Genomic DNA, 16170 nt, shown 5'->3' with positions numbered 1-16170 from the left:
TGAAATGAGGCTGTCTGCCTGCGTCCTAAACGACACGAAAGGGGAGCACTTCATCGGTGAAGTGCTCCCCTTCGATGGTAAAAGCTAAATAGCGGTCTTGCCTTGCTGGACTTCGCCGCGTCGCTCGAGCTCGTCGTTGCCGGTCATCTTGCCGGCCCCCTCCTTGGCCAGGCCGGCGATCTTGTCGCCAAGGCCGACACCGGCCGTCGTTGACCCGGTCATCGCGCCACGCGTCGTGTCGGTGCCGGCGACGTTGTCGACCTCGACCTCGGTCCGACGCACGGTGTCGCTGATCGTCTCGGTCCGGTCTTCGGCCGTCTTGCGAACGACGACTTCCTCGACCACCCGCGCGTCCTTGGCAACGACCGCCTCCTCGTCGGTCTCGGTCATTTCGATGGTCCGCTCACGAAAGGCATCGGCCGGGACCGCGCCGCCGCTGACCGGACGACGCTCGACTGACACATGCTCGTCGCGGAGCGTGACCTGCTCGCTGACCGGCGTTTCGACGATGTACGAGCGGACTCGGACACCACCGCGCTCGACTTCCCGCTTGCCGACCCGCAGCGTTTCTTCGACGACCGGAATCATTTCTACGTTCGCGCCTGTGGTCCGATTGCCTGCAATCGGCGCGGCGGCCATGCCGGAAGCCGCAACCGGGGCGACCCAGCCCGACTGCTTCCAGTCATTGGCACGGCCGTCGATATCGACCGAGTTGGCGTTGTCGAGAATGTCGACGGCCTTGTCGGTGTCGTCGTCGTGGACGGTCGCGGTCAGCAACGCGCCACCGCGGCGGACGCCTTCCTCATAGACATGGCGGTCCTCGCCTGGGCTGAACGCGCCCTTGAGCGATGCCCAGAACCCCTGCGATTCGGGCGACGTCGTGCCGGTGCCAAGGTTATCGGTGTAGCCAGTGCTCGTCTTGTCGGTAATATCGACATGGCTCACCTCGAGCGAGGCAGCTTCAAGCCGGTTCTTTGCGGCTTCGGCATCGGCACGGGTGTCAAACAGTGCGGTAATTGTACGTGACATGATATGTCCTTCTACTCGGCTGGGGTGGAACGAAGTTAGCGGTTGACGACGACGAGCTCGGTGCGGCGGTTCTCCGCCTGGCCGGACGACGTCGCATTGGTGTTCACCGGGTCGGCGGCTCCGCCGCTGCCGGTACCGATACGACCGGCGGCTATGCCCTTGCCGACCAAGGCAGCCTTGACCGCGTTCGCACGGTCGAGACCAAGCTTCTGGTTGGCATCAGCGGCGCCACGGGCATCTGCGTACCCGACGATCTTGATGTTCGTCTGTTGGTACTTGCCGAGCACGCCAGCGACATCATCGACCGTCGACCTGTCCGGTGCGGTCAGCTCGCTCGACGACGTCGCGAAGTGCATCGTATCGAAGGCGAAGGTGCGCGGTGCCGCTTCGTTACCGGCAAGATAGGCACCAAGGGTACTAACAGACGCGGTCGTAGTCGCCCCAACAGTTGAGCTAGGGGTCGGATCAACAGTTGAACCGACTGCCGCGACGGGCGATGTGGTGGTCGTCGAAACGGTCTCGGTCGAGATCGGGGTGTCCCGGTGGCGTGTCAGCGCCCACAACAGCGCCAGCAAGCCAAGGCCGAGCGCCATCCATGCCAGCCAGTTGACCGACTTGCCCTTTTCGATGTGGACGTGGCTCGGCGGGGCGCCGTCGGTATTGTTGCGGTCGTTGGCCATTAATTTATCTCCCGATCGATGTGTTCACGTTCAATCTCGGCACGCATGACGCGGCGCATTACGGTTTGCTCGAACGGCTCGGAGGTCTGCACATCGCGCATATGGACCTCCTCGATGAGAACAAGCTCGCGGACAACGCGAATGCGCTCTTCGACGACCGAGATGATCATGACGCCATCGACTTCACGCGGCGGCGGTGCAGCATCGACGACGCGGTTGACCGGGATGCGGTCGACGGTGACGTAATTGCCCGACAGGGTGGCGCGGACGACGACCGGCTCCTCGTCGACGACGGTGCGCACCCGAACCTTGCCGGTTTCGACCTTGCGCTTGTCGATGCGCACTGTCTCTTCGACAAGCTGGATAATTCCGTCCTGCGGCTGCGGCGTGCAATCGACACTTGTCGTAACCGCAAGACCATCACAGGCGGGATCGGCGCTCGGTAACTCGCCGCCATTCCCAAACTGGGTACGTGCCGATACGACCATTGCTGGCTCCAGAGTGATCTGAAAACGAGCGCCTCTCCTCGAGGCCAACGCCGAAAGCAGCGTCGCCAGAGCTCGTTATGTATCTGACAGTGCGCTTAACGATGCGATCGTGACGTGGTTCCCGCGGCAATTCGTATTTTCGCCACGATTTTCCCGGAAGTCGTATGGTCTCTCAGAGTCTGCGTCCGATACCGAACAGGGTTGGTTCTGCGGCGCGAGCGAAAGAGCTTTCTCATGGCCATGCAACTGCCAGCCCACGACGCCTGGCCCGACACCAACTACCTTCTGTCCCGCGTGCTTGCCGAGGATCAACCCAAATTAGCACAGTGGATGACCACTGTTCCTCTCGAGCTCGGGCAGGTGCTGTATGAGCCCGGCCAACGCCTCGAGCATGTCTATCTCCCGACCGCCGGCATCATCTCCCTGATTGTCGTCATGCCTGATGGACGCTGCGCTGAAACCGCCGCAATCGGCTGCGAGGGCGCTGCGGGCATGAGTGCCAGCGGGTTCGTCGATACCGCATTCACCCGTTTTCAGGTGCAACTGCCGGGTTCGGCGCAGAGGGTCACCGCGGCGGCGTTCGAGGACATGGTCGACGATAGCGTTCGGTTCTGCTCGGCAGTATCACGGTACCGAGACGTTCTCACCCGGACGACATTGCAGTCTGTCGCGTGCAACGCTCTTCACGATGTGCGGCGACGGTGTGCGCGCTGGATCCTCCTTACGCACGATCGCACCGACGGCGATCGCCTGCCGATGACACAGGAATTCCTGGCCGCCATGCTCGGGGTCAAGCGAAACGCGATTTCAAAAGTTGCGCGTGATCTTCAGGCTGAAGGCATTGTCGAACATCGTCGAGGCAAGATTACCGTCGTCGATCGCGATCGGCTGCTGAGCATCGCTTGCGACTGTTACGAGATCATCCATGCCGAGGTCGAAAAGCTGTTAAGCAATGTTTTGAGTTCAGAGTGCGACGATTAGCGGTGGCAAAGGTGCTAGAACAATACACAGCGGGTTGTGGTCGAACCGAACACCCACTCTGTAATAGGACCTGTAGACATTAACGCATATCGGTTACTCGCTTCGCGGAGCCGACATTGACCGGCAGGTGTCGGCAGCAGCATAACCTTTGCACTCGCGACCGTTTCCGAGCCAGCTTTGATGTTCCTGATGGTCGCGGGCTTCGGCCTGGTCGGTTATTGCGCGCGCCGCCGCTGAAGCGTGGTCGCCAGTTAAGCATCATCGCTGGGCAGACAACAGGGGCGCACCGCAGGGTGCTCCCCTGTTTTGGAAACGATCCGGGGTAATATGGATGCGTCAGGGGCCGTGGGATGCCCCAACTGCTTCCTCCGGTCAATTCGCGGCGGGGTTGAGTCAACGTCCCGTATCGCGCCGTTCTGACACGACTCTCAAGCTTTCGGCTCTGACCTCCAGATTGTAACCAGGATCCCACAATTTAATGAGGTCCTCAATAAACGCGCGTCCCTGCGGCGTTCGCTCAACAAATATGCTTCTAAGATCGGAGAGGTCTTTCTGCCGTCGTAAGAAGCCCAGTGCTCCAAGTTTATTGAGTACCCGGGTTACGACCGGCTTACAAACCCGCAACTGCGCCGCGAGACCGCGCACAGTGTGCGGTGCCGGGAGAAAATAAACTATCATCAGCACCGCCATCTGGCGATTGGTTAGATCGGGCTGACCTGAATGCACATAGTTGATCAGCGTTCCCATCCACGCCGACATCGTTTCGCCGACAGCAATTTCGGACGCGCAGGTAATGCGGGCTGGGTCAATCATAGCACACCTCTCTAGACCAAATAGGGCGGCGGCGTAACGATTTCTTTCGGTCTAGGGCACCCTTAACGTCTGGTTACGGCTCGAAGCCTCCGGGTCGTGGCGCCGCCTCGACGCGGCCAACAGAGGCCGCTGACGCCAAGCGCTTCTGCCACTTGCCGGTAACGCCGTTCGTGGACGTCATGCGTTCGGTCAGCGAGACGATGTGCACCGCCCAGCCATATTCCGTCATGCGAATAAAGATGTCTGCTGCAACTGATCGATCGAATTCGTTGACCCTTCGAACGACAAGACCAGTTCGAAGATTAAGTCGGGCTGGGTTTGTTTTCGATCGGTCGTTCCGCACTCGTCTCAAAGAACGTGAATAATTGCCGCCGACCACGAGGGGCAGCGGCAAAAGTACTCAAGCAACAGCGCGAGGCGATGCGCGCCTGGCGGCAAACCCGACAAGGCCGAAGCCGGCGATTAGCAGCGCCCATTCGGCGGGTTCGGGGATCGTCGCACCGATCCGCTCCATACTCGCCGTCGCGCCGATCGACGAAAAGTCGGCGAAGGTCGGCTTGTAGGTCGTGCCAGTCAGCCGGAAGTAAGCCGAAGCATAGTCAGTCGGCAGGACCGACGACGTGTTCAGCGAGCCAAAGGTATTGCCGGACACGACGTTGTTCGACCCGCCAATGACATTCAAATTGACGAAATGGGGGGCACCGGGCTGCGACGACAGGAAGTTGTTGGTGATGAAGCTATCGACGCAGCCATAGCAGGCGACGCCCTGCGACATCAGGCCGTTGATGATGTTTCCCGTCATCGTGATGCGCAGGCTACCCGTCGCGGATCCCAAGAATGAGGTGAATCCCTGGGTCATGCCGGTCGCGATATTATCGATGACCTTGATGTCCGACTGGACAGGCAGTCCGCCGGTGCTGGCAAGCTGGACGCAATCAGGGTGCGCGCCCGCCTGCGGCTTGCTGCCGCTGCAGCTATTGTTGGCGATGACCACATTATGGTCGTTGTAGGCGTCGTAGCCGTCCTTCGTCGCGCCGACGACCTTGTTACCGGTCAGCGTGATGTAGCTCGATCCGGTGACGCCGACACCGACGCCGACGTTGGTGAAGGTCGAGTTCGTCACACTTGCATTGGTGACGCCCTCCAGCCCGACTCCGGTTTCGCCGTCGGTGCCGCTTGCCACCACGGTGAGCTTGTCAAAGGAAAGGTTGCTGCTTTTGTAGACGACGATCCCTCGACCGTACGCCGTCGGACCGCCCGTCGAGTCGTACCGTCCACCGACGACCTTGATATTATTGACCGACTGAAACTTGAGCGTCCCGATGAAGGTCGCTTTCGTTGCATCGATCGTGATCGCCTTCGTGGCGGTCTTGTTCTGGAGCGACGTGGTGCCGGCAAACGTCCCCGACAGCCGGATGGTGTCGCCGCTCACCGCGGTCTTCCAGATGCTCATTATGGTCGAAGATGTCGCATAAAGGATTTTTGCGTCTGCCGACGTCGTGACAGCCAGCGCACATAATACCGCATGCTTAACAAGCTTAATCATAATACGCAACTCCACACTTACAAACTCAAGTAAGTCTTTAGGGACAACAGCTTAAATCTGTGTGAAGTGGCGCGGCATTGGGCTCGGTCCGATAATACCTCTGAGCGACGCGACAAGTTGTTGCGATATATGTGCTAATCCCGAATTAGCCCCTCTTAAAGTGCCTTACCGACCCTCAAACTAATGATAGTGTGATGATTATGCCTGATATTATGCCCTGCACCTATGACGATAGCGGCAGGTCGCTGACTGATTTTTGCCTCGGCAGCATTAAATCACCCGCCGATTTGCAGTCAAAAGCACTGTCGCTCACCAAACAGGTTCCCGTGCGCCAGAAATGAATTCCCCGAATTGAGCGTAACGCGCACGACCGTCCTCGCAAAATCGCCCTCCGCGTCGCGCAAGGCAGCGCGCGCCGACGGTGGTCGGGGAAACGCTGCGTGTTGTCCTGACGAGAAGACGCAGGCCAACGTGCTTTTTAGGCGCCCGCACTGTCTCACCGAGCGCCGACTTCGATACCCCAGCTTGGGGGCCGCGCGGGTGAAGCTGCCTTCGCGCGTTACGGTTAGCAGTACCTCGAGATCATCGATGCGTTCGCGAGCCATGAAGCACATCCAAGCGTTTTATTGCGGGGGGGGCTCGGCAAGCTGTCCGAGACGTCGGTTACACGGATGATCACTGACTTTTAGGTTAGCGACGCGGGAAACCAGCAGTAAGCGTCGAACGATCCCCACATTGTTGACACTGCTGCTATCGACGATTTTCGCCGGCCTGTGGAGGGCTTGCGCGGATGCACGACAACGACCGCACGTACGAGGCTCGTAAGAGTGCTCACGGCGATCAGCCGGCTGTGGTGATCCAGTCTGAGCGGCGCCGGCGCTGGTCCGACGAGGCCAAGCTTCGGATCGTCCAGGAGACGCTGGTACCCGACGCGATCACCTCGCTGGTGGCGCGGCGACACGAGATCGGAACGGGGCAGCTGTACACCTGGCGCAAGCAGATGCTGGCGGGCGCAATGAAGGGTTTCATGCCGGTCGAGCTATGCGCGCCAGCATTATCCGTACCCGAGGAGCGCCCGCCTGCGCCGCGGACTGGACTGGTCGAGATCGTCATGCCATCGGGCGCGCGGGTAACGATCGAGCCCGAGATCGAGCGCGCGGCCTTGAAGAAGGTGCTCGGCGTCATTTCCGAGCTCGGCCGGTGAGCCTAAGTTTCCCGCCGTCAACCAAGATCTATCTGTCGCTGACGCCGTGCGACATGCGCAAGGGTTTTGACGGCCTGGCGGCACAGGTCAGCCAGATCTTCCGGCTTGATCCGTTCTCAGGCACGGTTTTCCTGTTTCGCAGCAAGCGCGCCGATCGTTTGAAGGCACTGGTCTGGGACGGAAGCGGCTTATGCCTCTATGCCAAGCGCCTCGAGCATGGGCGTTTCGTGTGGCCCCGCGCCAGCGAAGGAGCGTTGCGGCTGTCGCCGGCGCAACTGGCGATGTTGATCGAGGGGCTCGACTGGAAGCGGGCGATTGTCCATTCCGAGCCGGTTGTCCCGACGCTCGTCTAAGCCGATAACACCATGCCATAAAACGGCGGTTTGGCGTTGTTTTTAATCGGCTTTTCAATGTTTTCGATGGCCGTACGTCGCTCGATCGGCTAGTGCTTGTACATGCGGTTTGACCTTGGTCACTTACCCCGTGACCCCATTCTTCTCCAGCGCATGGTTCGCGACGCGGTCGAGACGATCGACCGGACGACGGCGGATCTAACCAAGAGTGCTGCGCTGGCCAAGCTGCAGACATTGCGCATCGCCAAGCTCGAACATGAAGTTGCCCGGCTACGGCGCAGTCAGTTCGGTCGCAGCTCGGAGCAACACGCAGCAGACCAGCTGCGCCTGCTCTTCGATGAGGCCATGACGAGTGACACTGTGACGGGCGCGCCAGCCAATGACGACACGCCGGGCGAGGACGCGGTGCCCGCGATCCGCCGCGGCGGACGCGCGCCACTGCCGGCCCATCTGCCGCGCCGCGAGATCGAACATCTGCCCGCTGCCGGCGGCGACCGCTGCGACCGCCCGGGCTGCCACGGAGCCCAGGTCCGGATCGGCGAGGACATCACCGAAGTTCTCGATTATATCCCCGCACGGTTCGAGGTCATCCGCCACATCCGGCCCCGGCTTGCCTGCCGGGCCTGCGAGCGCATCATGCAAGCGCCGGTGCCGCCATTGCCGATCCCCAAGGCACGGGCGACCAGCGCTTTGCTCGCTCATCTGTTGGTCAGCCGCTTCGCCGATCACCTGCCTTGGTATCGCCAGTCGGCGATCCTGCGCCGCGCCGGCGTCGCGATCGACCGCGACCTGATGGGCAACTGGGCCGGCAAGATCGCCTGGCTGATGGTGCCACTCGTCGACCGGATGATGGCCCATGTGCTGGCGGCGGGTAAGATCCATGGTGACGATACACCTGTGACCTTACTGACCCCGGGCGCAGCCGGCGAAGCCGGCACCCGCACCGCCCACTTCTGGGTTTACCTGCGCGACGATCGCAGTTCGGGAGACGGTGCCCCACCGGCGGTGGTCTACAGGTTCAGCGCCGATCGCCGCGGCGCGCATCCCGCCGAGCATCTGCAGGATTATGCCGGATATTTTCAAGCCGATGCGTTCGCCGGCTACAACGCGCTCTACCGCGATCGGGCCACTGGCGCCGCGCGCGGCATCGTCGAGGTCGGCTGCTGGAGCCACGTTCGCCGCAAGTTCAACGACGTGCTGGTGACCAGCAAGGGGCGCTCGGCGATCGCGGCTGAAGCCATCACCCGCATCGGTGCGCTGTTCGCCATTGAACGCCGCATCAAAGGCTCGCCGCCCGATGTGCGACGAACCCTGCGCCAGACCGAGGCGATCCCCAGGCTTGCGGCGCTGCGCCTCTGGCTCGAGGTGCAGTCACGTGGACTTGCACCCAAGAGCGACCTCGCGCTCGCCTGCAACTATGCGCTATCCCGCTGGGCTGTGATGGTCCGCTACTGCGACGACGGTCGGCTCGAGATCAGCAACAACCTGGTCGAGAACGCCCTGCGCGGTGTTTCGCTAGGACGCAAGAACTGGCTCTTTGTCGGCTCCGCCAAGGGCGGCGAGGATGCCGCCATCTTCTATTCGCTGGTCGAGACCTGTCGCTTGAACGGCATCGATCCGCAGGCCTGGCTCACCGACATTATCGAGCGGATCGGCGAGCATCCGATTAATCGGATCGACGAGTTGCTGCCATGGGTGTGGGCGAAGACCCACGGCCACAAGATCGCTGCATGACCCGGCGACCATCCGCCAAGGGTGCGGCCATGACCCTCGACGAACTCGATTCCTGGCTGTCGAGCGACGAAGCGCCCGAAGACTCCATGATGCTCAGCGATCTCGACGGATTCCTGACCGCCCTCGTCGCCGGGCCGGCATTCGTCCATCCCGAGATTTGGCTGCCCAGCGTCTGGGGCAACAAGCACCTCGTCCAGCCCGCAGGCCGGAACGGCGAGCGCGCATTGCAGGCGATCGTGGCCCGCTACAACGCGATCTCCACCATGCTGGGGAACACACCAGACGACTGGGCGCCGATCTTCTGGCAGCACCCCGACGGCACCGCCATCCCCGGCGATTGGGCCGAGGGCTTCCTCGACGCCATCAAGCTCTCGATCGAGGCCTGGGCGCCGTTCCTCGCCCACCACGACACCGCCAGGCACTTTTCGATGATCCTGGTCTATTGCGGCGACGCCAACGGCGATGATCTGATCCCCATCGAGCCCGCGATCCGCGAGCAAATCCTCGGCACCGCCTGCGCGCTCATTCCAGAAAGCGTGATCGCGATCCGAACCGCCTGCATGCCGGCACGGGTCGCACAGGCAAAAGCTGAAGCAGCGCCACAACGCCAAAACCAACGCTAACCCGCAAACGTCAATGCTGCAGTCGGCGTGGGGTTCGATCGGCGCTTACAACCAGCAGAAGCTTGGCCCCACAGATAAGGCCGCCGAACCCCGATGCAGTCATTCAAGGCAGCTTAGTGACCCCCAAAACCGGCAGTTGGTAGCGGCGCTGCGTCGGGGCCGGTCGCCGCCTGGCGGCATACGGGCGTTCGACTTGGCAAAGCGGGCTATTGTTCCATGGACCTCGGTATGTCCGGAAGCCCCAATTCTGGACGCTCAGCCCGACCTACGCAAAGACCCAAAGCGGTCCTTCATTCAGCAAATTTGAGCGCGCAGCGAGAGCTCGCCTGGGCCGTGGATATATAATAGCTATATGTCCGCGTCTTCGCTGCGCAACGGCTCGAAGCTCTTGGCGTCCCGTGAGATGGCTTCAGATGCCCCGACCGAGGTGGTGACGATCGGTGCGGTCTCCAGCGCGTGACGAGGCTCGCGCCTGCCAAGCGTAAGGGCCGCCACGCCGATAATCGTTACGGTGATCCCGAACGGCACCCATGCTATGGCAGCACCGTGCGACAGGCTCAGCTGCACGATCACCGCAATTAGCGCCAACCACGGCAGCGCGATCGCCATGAGCGTCCATAGTCGCCGGGCGCCTGGTGCATCGATCGCGGGTCCGATGAACGCGCTCGACCAGTCGGGATCCTGGCGGGGTCGCGGTGGCAGCGCGCGGAAGCTCGCGGCGCGGTGGTAGATGACGTCGAACAGCGTCGCGATGACGTCGCGGTTGAAAAAGTATCCGGAATGCGAGGCGCCAGGGCTGGGAAATGGCCGGTTGGCGACATGGACATTGTCGACCCTCTGGACGAACCCCAGTTTGCCGGTCGGCGAATGCAGTGCGCCGCTGACCGGATCGCCGTCGTCCCAAAAGTTGATCCAGTGGAGGAACGGCTTGCGCATCCGGGTAAATGGCGCGGTGCTGATGTCGCCGCGCAATTCCTCGACGACCCGGCGATAGCGATGGAAGGGCGAACGGTAGCTCTCGAAGAAATACTCGATCTTGTCGATCGGGCTGCCGAGCGTGACGAGATGCTCGATCTTGGTTAGCGGCACCGGCCCCTTGATCGGGTCCTGGGGGTTGGAGACACGGTTGGTCCGAACGAGCGACAGCAGCGTGTCATGGGCGATCGTCGTGCCGAGGCTGTGGGCGACGACGACAACTCGGCGGCAATTTTCGTCGCCCAACACCTGGCCGAAGACCTTGGCGCCGAGCGCAATGACCTTCGCCCGCTTCTCGAACTTTTCGTCAGTTTCCTCATAGGTCGCCCAAGCCTCGATGTCGCCGACGTATCCGGTCAGGAAGCCGCCGATGCCGAACAGTCCCGCCAGCGTCAGCGCCAAGCTGGCTGCAGTCGTCAGCGTCGGTGGTGCGGCTGCAGCGAGCTGCGCCAGCGAGCTGCCCGCGGTCACCGCCGTGAAGCGCTGCAGGAGCACAAGGACAAGCGCGACCGCGCCGCCAGCGAGCAAAGCGAGAGCAAGAGCCAGCGACGCGAGCAGCGCTGCGTTGCGCGCCTCCGTTGCCAGATAGGCCCGGCGCCAAGCCCTTGCCAAAGCTAGATGACGGCCAATGGCCTCGATGTCGCCGGCGCATCGCTGTTCGAGATAGAAATTGAATTGCGCGAAGGTGCCCTCCGCGAAGGCGCGAAGTGCCTGAGGTGATTCGAAGTCGTCGTAGCGCTGCACCAAGGTCGTGAAATCCTGCTCAAGGATGCCTCGCGGCCAGTGCGCTTTGTCCTCGTAGAGTGCGGCCAACGCCGATCGGCGGAGGCGTTGCCGTTCGCGCCAAGGTGACCGCACCGTCCCGAGCGGACGCGTCAATTGGCGGCCGAGCCAGCGCACGACGCCCAGTGGCGAGCGCTCGCCCGCCATGATCGGGGCCCAATAGACCTCGTGGAAGCGGACGGAGGAAAGCTCGGTGCGGCCACTGCGGTCGGGCGAAAAGACGGTGACGATATGGGTGAAAACATCGCTCGGATCGGCGATTCCGGGTCGCAGCTGCGGCTTGATCCCCATCAACATACCGCGGGGCTGGCCGCGTGAGAAACAACCGGCGAGGTACCGGTCGAGGCTGTCGATCAGGCGGCTGGTTTCTTCAAAGCGTCGCTGCTGGCCGATGCCGTGGAAGTACACGACCGCGGTGTAACCACTGTCCGGTGCCGCGCTGCTCGCCGCCTCGCCCGCCATCGCCGTCCCTCCTCTGATTGCTATGGCATATGGAAAGGTGGGTGCCTTACAATCGTCGCGATGACGTTATCAAATTTGTAACTTGTCCGAAACGCCGTAGTCGGCAGAGGAGCAATCGGGCGGCGTTTATGCATGCCCCCCTCGTCGTGCAGGATTGCGACAACGCGCTGAGCATTGGGCTGCTCGATCGTGCCAATTGTAGAGCGCCCTTGGCTAGCTCGCGGACGATAGCCAAATTCGCGTATCACGATCCGGGGCGGGATCGATTTCGTCCGGTGGGACGTGTTCGAGTTCGAAGGAGGTTGCATGCCCCGCTTGCCAAAATGATGGTGATTGAAACAGGGCGTCGCGCGTCGGAGTGGTGGCCACAGGTGGGCGAGCGCGCGGCGCGCTGATTTGAAGACCCACAATTCGACATTCTAGGCTGCCAAGCGCCTCGCAAGACCGGACCTTCATTCAGGCGCTGCGGTTTGGCCAGAGCGCGAGGGATTTCTGCGTGTCCGCTCTTAGATGTTCAATGCAGGAAAGCGGCCGTTCGCCGCCGCTCCGCCAATCGAGGACGATTTGTCTCACGGGAACCCTACTTGATCGGATGCTGATAGCGTGGTCGCCACGGCCGCGGCGCGATGACCGAAGAGAGTGCGCGGCTCGCACGGCAGGCGCGCGCGATAAGGTCGCGATCGGTGGCCTCGGAGAGCGCGAGCGCATCCTCGAGGTCGACTCCAAGATAGCGAACGGTCGTCGCGATCTTGGTATGCCCGAGGAGCATCTGAACGGCGCGGAGATTGCCGGTACGCTTGTACACCAGCGCCGCCTTTGTCCGCCTGAGTGAGTGCATGCCGTAGTCCAGCCGGGGCAAGCCAACGGCCGCCACCCACTCGCTTGCCCTTTGCCGAGGCGTTCCGGCATATCCCGCAGTCCGGACATGCCTGGCGCGGCGTCGATGATCCAGCAGAAAAACTCAACTCAAAGACTCGCTGCCTTACCGCGTGACCCTCTAATTTTTATCGCAAACCGCTATCGGGAAGACTGTTAATCGTCCAATTACGGTCTCTCTGCACGGGCCGAAGAATGTTAAATCATAATCACTTACGGAGAAGTCTTGCGGGTTCCGGTCAAACTCGATCTTCATCAAGATTGTTGGACGTGTTGATGGTTCTTCTTCTCCTCGAAGCGAACAAAAGGCGGACATAAAGATAAGCCGCTATGGGCGATCTCGCGATGGGGAGGGACGGAACGCCATCGCTTAATCTTGGGCTTAGTGCGCGGAGTTCACACGGCTTGTCACGGAAATGGCATAACTGCTCCAATTACCACGGCGACCTGATGACACGATGCCGGTTCACGTCGAGGCTTTTATATGGTCGGTGTAGCGACCGAATGCCTCTCGGCAAGCGGCGACGCTGGCGCTAGCACGGGCGAATGGGTGCACTTGATATTTTGGTGAACGGACTGACGCAGCTTTCCGCAATGGGTCGACGTCGGTCTCTGACGCCCCGGTCCGGTTTAGACTTTTCATCGAACGATTATTTGGGACTGGCGGCATCTAGCCGTCTGCGAGACGCGGTCATTGCGGCCTTGGCGCGCGGAGTTCCCACCGGCTCGGGAGGATCGCGCCTGCTGCGCGGCAACTGCGAAGAGCATGAGATGCTTGAGGAAGAAGCCGCCCAATTCTTTGGATCCGAAGCCGCTCTTTTCGTGGGGTCCGGTTACGGTGCGAACGCCTTGCTCTTCTCGACGTTGCCGCAGCGCGGCGATCTCGTCGTCTATGACGAGCTAATCCACGCGAGCGCGCATGAAGGAATGCGACTTGGCCGAGCGGAGACAAGGGCCTTTGCACACAACGACGTGGACGCTGCTGCCGACGTGATTGCCGCGTGGCGCAATCGTGGTGGATCGGGAACGCCATGGCTCGCGATGGAGAGCCTGTACAGCATGGACGGCGACCGCGCGCCGCTAACCGACGCTGCCTTGCTCGCCGAACGGGAAGGCGCAATGCTTCTGATCGACGAAGCGCATGCCACCGGCGTGTTCGGCCCTGATGGTCGCGGCTTAGCCGCGGATCTCGACGGGGGAGCCAATGTCGTCGTGCTACGCACGTGCGGAAAGGCGTTGGGGTGCGAAGGGGCCCTAATCCTCGCGCCAGCCACGGTGCGCGACTTCCTGATCAATCGAGGTCGAGGCTTTATTTTCTCGACCGCGCCGTCGCCGCTAATCGCGGCCGTGGTCCGCGACGCGCTGCGCTGCCTGCGCGATGAGCCAGAGCGCCGAGACCGGCTTCACGCGCTTCTCCACTCAGCGGCGCGCGAGTTGTGCCGCATCGGGATGCCCGTGTCAGGATCGCCGATCCAACCAGTGGTCATCGGTGACGACCGCCGGACGATGGAGATTGCCGCCGCGTTGCAGGCGACAGGATTCGATGTGCGTGGCGTTCGTCCGCCCACCGTCCCGCCCGGTTCCGCGCGGCTGCGACTGTCGTTCACGCTCAACGTCGACAAGGCGTCGATTGCGGCGCTCGTGACCGCCCTGCAGGAGCATTTGTGACCACGATCGTCGTAACCGGCACCGACACCGACGTCGGCAAGACTGTCTTCGCCGCCGCTCTTACCACAGCGCTGAGTGCTGTGTACTGGAAGCCGATCCAGGCCGGGTTGGACGACGGCAGCGATGCCTCAACCGTTGCTTCACTCGGGGTGCCGCAACGACATATCTTGCCTGAGGCCTATCGCCTGACGACGCCTTGTTCGCCGCACCGCGCCGCCGAGCTCGACGGTATCGAGATTAATCCTGACCTTCTAACGCCTTCACTTACGCGCGAGACGCTGGTGGTCGAAGGGGCCGGTGGCGTGCTGGTGCCGGTCACGCGGCGGTTGCTCTATGCCGACCTGTTCGCCCATTGGGGCCATCCAGTCGTGATCGTTGCGCGTACTGGACTAGGCACAATCAACCATAGCATGTTGTCCATCGAAGCCCTGCGCGCCCGCGCCGTACCGATCCTCGGTATCGCATTCGTCGGCAATCCAAACGAAGACAGCGAAGCGATCGTCGTCGAACTTGGCAAAGTCAGGCGCCTGGGCCGGCTCCCGCGCCTTACCCCGCTGACGGCGACCAGCTTACGGGCAGCGTTCCATGCCAACTTCAGACTGGAGGATTTCCGTTGAGCGAATCCTCGATATGGCACCCCTTCACGCAGCACGGCCTCGCCGAGCCGATCCCGCTGGTCGAGCGCGCCCAAGGCGCCGCGCTTTTTACCGCCGATGGCCGGCGGATCGTTGATGCGATCTCATCCTGGTGGGTGACGACCCACGGCCATGCCCACCCACGCATCGCCGCCGCGATCGCCGAACAGGTCGGTAACCTCGATCAGATCATCTTCGCGGGGTGGACGCACAAACCAGCAGAGACGCTGGCAGCCGGACTACGCGCGATAATGCCGCCGGCTCTTACGCGTGTCTTCTTCTCCGACTCGGGTTCGACCAGCGTTGAAGTCGCGCTGAAGATGGCGCTGGGCTATTGGTTGAACCGCGGCGAACCTCGGCATCGCATCCTTGTGCTCGAGCACGGCTATCATGGCGACACGATCGGCGCGATGTCGGTCGGTGCGCGCGGCGTCTTTAACCGCGCCTACGCACCGCTCCTGTTCGACGTGGAGACTATCCCTTTTCCGACCGTGGGCGGCGAGCAAACGACGTTGGACGCGCTCGATCAGGCCTGTCGCGAGGGAGCGGCAGCGTTGATCATCGAGCCTCTGCTGCTCGGTGCCGGAGGCATGCTGGTCTATTCGGCGGCAACGCTTTCCGAGATGCGTCGCATCTGTGCGCAGCACGGCGTGTTGTTTATCGCCGACGAAGTGATGACGGCGTGGGGACGAACCGGCACGTTGCTGGCCTGCGAGCAAGCAAAGATCGTGCCCGATATCCTTTGCCTATCGAAGGGCTTGACAGGGGGCGCCGTCCCACTAGCGGTGACGATGGCGATCGAGCCTATCTTCGCCGCTCACTACGGCACCGACCGGTCGAGCATGTTCTTCCACTCGTCAAGCTATACTGCCAACCCGATCGCCTGCGCCGCCGCGAACGCCAACCTCGCGATTTGGCGGGAAGAGCCGGTGCTGGAACGCGTCGCCGATCTTGCGCGGCGCCAGTCTAAGGGGCTCATTATGCTTCAGTCGCAGCCCGGCGCGATTAATGGACGCCAGCTCGGCACCGTCACGGCGATCGAAATCGGGGATAGCAACGGATACCTGTCTACTCTTGCGCCGCGCCTGATGTCTTTCTTTCGGGAACGCGACGTGCTGCTGAGGCCACTTGGTAACACCGTCTACGTCATGCCGCCGTACTGCATCTCGGACGAAGATCTCGACCTCGTCTACGACAGCATCGCAGAAGCCATAGCCTCAACGTGAAGAACCATCCGTTTTTGGGCGCTCGCGCTGCCGATCGTGCCGTCAACCGAACAGTGCTAAAGATATCCACGTTTAGCTGAAGGGCCGCGAACGT

At 61.9% G+C, this 16170-nt stretch carries 15 protein-coding genes and 3 pseudogenes; 10 read left to right on the top strand and 8 right to left on the bottom strand.

Annotated features, from left to right (window positions below; all coding sequences use genetic code 11):
• Positions 1 to 84 precede the first annotated feature (84 nt).
• Genes KTC28_RS20855 through KTC28_RS20845 form a run of 3 tightly spaced genes read right to left on the bottom strand, consistent with a single transcriptional unit; the run spans position 85 to position 2053 of the window.
• Positions 85 to 1029, bottom strand: a complete 945-nt coding sequence (locus KTC28_RS20855; protein ID WP_216711581.1) for a DUF2382 domain-containing protein — start codon at positions 1027 to 1029, stop codon at positions 85 to 87.
• A gap of 35 nt (positions 1030 to 1064) precedes the next feature.
• Positions 1065 to 1709, bottom strand: a complete 645-nt coding sequence (locus KTC28_RS20850; RefSeq protein ID WP_255602526.1) for an OmpA family protein — start codon at positions 1707 to 1709, stop codon at positions 1065 to 1067.
• Positions 1709 to 2053, bottom strand: coding sequence for a DUF2382 domain-containing protein (locus tag KTC28_RS20845; RefSeq protein ID WP_223132318.1), 345 nt, complete (start codon positions 2051 to 2053; stop codon positions 1709 to 1711). Before KTC28_RS20845 ends, KTC28_RS20850 begins: the two co-directional genes overlap by 1 nt.
• Before the next feature lie 378 nt (positions 2054 to 2431).
• On the opposite strand from KTC28_RS20845, the gene KTC28_RS20840 reads away from it, so the two are divergent.
• Together KTC28_RS20840 and KTC28_RS23380 are read left to right on the top strand one after the other, a co-directional pair.
• A complete protein-coding gene (locus KTC28_RS20840) occupies positions 2432 to 3178 on the top strand; it encodes a Crp/Fnr family transcriptional regulator (RefSeq protein WP_255602525.1) in 747 nt (248 codons plus the stop codon).
• A gap of 180 nt (positions 3179 to 3358) precedes the next feature.
• On the top strand, positions 3359 to 3415 hold the full coding sequence (locus tag KTC28_RS23380; protein WP_216711587.1) for a hypothetical protein: 57 nt from the start codon (positions 3359 to 3361) through the stop codon (positions 3413 to 3415).
• Between the two features lie 156 nt (positions 3416 to 3571).
• On the opposite strand, the gene KTC28_RS20830 is transcribed toward KTC28_RS23380, so the two are convergent.
• The 3 genes and pseudogenes from KTC28_RS20830 to KTC28_RS23565 all read right to left on the bottom strand — a co-directional run.
• Positions 3572 to 3925, bottom strand: a complete 354-nt coding sequence (locus KTC28_RS20830) for a MarR family transcriptional regulator (RefSeq protein WP_216711586.1) — start codon at positions 3923 to 3925, stop codon at positions 3572 to 3574.
• 466 nt (positions 3926 to 4391) lie between these two features.
• Positions 4392 to 4493: pseudogene (locus KTC28_RS23525) on the bottom strand (PEPxxWA-CTERM sorting domain-containing protein); the annotation flags it as partial.
• A gap of 279 nt (positions 4494 to 4772) precedes the next feature.
• Positions 4773 to 5444, bottom strand: a pseudogene (locus tag KTC28_RS23565) (right-handed parallel beta-helix repeat-containing protein); the annotation flags it as partial.
• 287 nt (positions 5445 to 5731) lie between these two features.
• Between KTC28_RS23565 and KTC28_RS20820 the strand changes: the two are divergent.
• The 5 genes from KTC28_RS20820 to KTC28_RS20805 all read left to right on the top strand — a co-directional run bounded on the left by KTC28_RS20820 (position 5732) and on the right by KTC28_RS20805 (position 9451).
• Complete coding sequence (locus KTC28_RS20820; RefSeq protein WP_216711579.1) at positions 5732 to 5878, top strand: hypothetical protein; 147 nt, start codon at positions 5732 to 5734, stop codon at positions 5876 to 5878.
• A gap of 449 nt (positions 5879 to 6327) precedes the next feature.
• Positions 6328 to 6741, top strand: a complete 414-nt coding sequence (gene tnpA / locus KTC28_RS23515) for an IS66-like element accessory protein TnpA (RefSeq protein WP_439650110.1) — start codon at positions 6328 to 6330, stop codon at positions 6739 to 6741.
• On the top strand, positions 6738 to 7094 hold the full coding sequence (tnpB, locus tag KTC28_RS23045) for an IS66 family insertion sequence element accessory protein TnpB (RefSeq protein ID WP_369426594.1): 357 nt from the start codon (positions 6738 to 6740) through the stop codon (positions 7092 to 7094). Before tnpA ends, tnpB begins: the two co-directional genes overlap by 4 nt.
• 102 nt (positions 7095 to 7196) lie before the next feature.
• A complete protein-coding gene (tnpC, locus tag KTC28_RS20810) occupies positions 7197 to 8828 on the top strand; it encodes an IS66 family transposase (protein WP_223132317.1) in 1632 nt (543 codons plus the stop codon).
• A 29-nt stretch (positions 8829 to 8857) separates the two neighbouring features.
• Positions 8858 to 9451 carry a UPF0149 family protein gene (locus tag KTC28_RS20805; protein WP_216711560.1) on the top strand — a complete coding sequence of 198 codons (594 nt, stop codon included), beginning with the start codon at positions 8858 to 8860 and terminating at the stop codon, positions 9449 to 9451.
• Positions 9452 to 9799: 348 nt separating this feature from the next.
• Here KTC28_RS20805 and KTC28_RS20800 read toward each other — a convergent pair whose 3' ends face one another.
• Positions 9800 to 11671, bottom strand: a complete 1872-nt coding sequence (locus KTC28_RS20800; protein WP_216711561.1) for a hypothetical protein — start codon at positions 11669 to 11671, stop codon at positions 9800 to 9802.
• A gap of 679 nt (positions 11672 to 12350) precedes the next feature.
• Positions 12351 to 12599: pseudogene (locus tag KTC28_RS20795) on the bottom strand (tyrosine-type recombinase/integrase); the annotation flags it as partial.
• Between the two features lie 494 nt (positions 12600 to 13093).
• Here KTC28_RS20795 and KTC28_RS20790 point away from each other — a divergent pair.
• Genes KTC28_RS20790 through KTC28_RS20780 form a run of 3 tightly spaced genes read left to right on the top strand, consistent with a single transcriptional unit; the run spans position 13094 to position 16076 of the window.
• A complete protein-coding gene (locus KTC28_RS20790; protein ID WP_216711562.1) occupies positions 13094 to 14215 on the top strand; it encodes an 8-amino-7-oxononanoate synthase in 1122 nt (373 codons plus the stop codon).
• A complete protein-coding gene (gene bioD, locus KTC28_RS20785; RefSeq protein ID WP_216711563.1) occupies positions 14212 to 14832 on the top strand; it encodes a dethiobiotin synthase in 621 nt (206 codons plus the stop codon). Before KTC28_RS20790 ends, bioD begins: the two co-directional genes overlap by 4 nt.
• Complete coding sequence (locus KTC28_RS20780) at positions 14829 to 16076, top strand: adenosylmethionine--8-amino-7-oxononanoate transaminase (RefSeq protein WP_216711564.1); 1248 nt, start codon at positions 14829 to 14831, stop codon at positions 16074 to 16076. The genes bioD and KTC28_RS20780 overlap by 4 nt, the downstream gene beginning before the upstream one ends.
• Positions 16077 to 16170: the final 94 nt, after the last annotated feature.

This window comes from Polymorphobacter megasporae, from assembly GCF_018982885.2.
Lineage (GTDB): Bacteria > Pseudomonadota > Alphaproteobacteria > Sphingomonadales > Sphingomonadaceae > Polymorphobacter_B > Polymorphobacter_B megasporae.
This window is presented reverse-complemented; position numbering and strand designations above follow the sequence as displayed.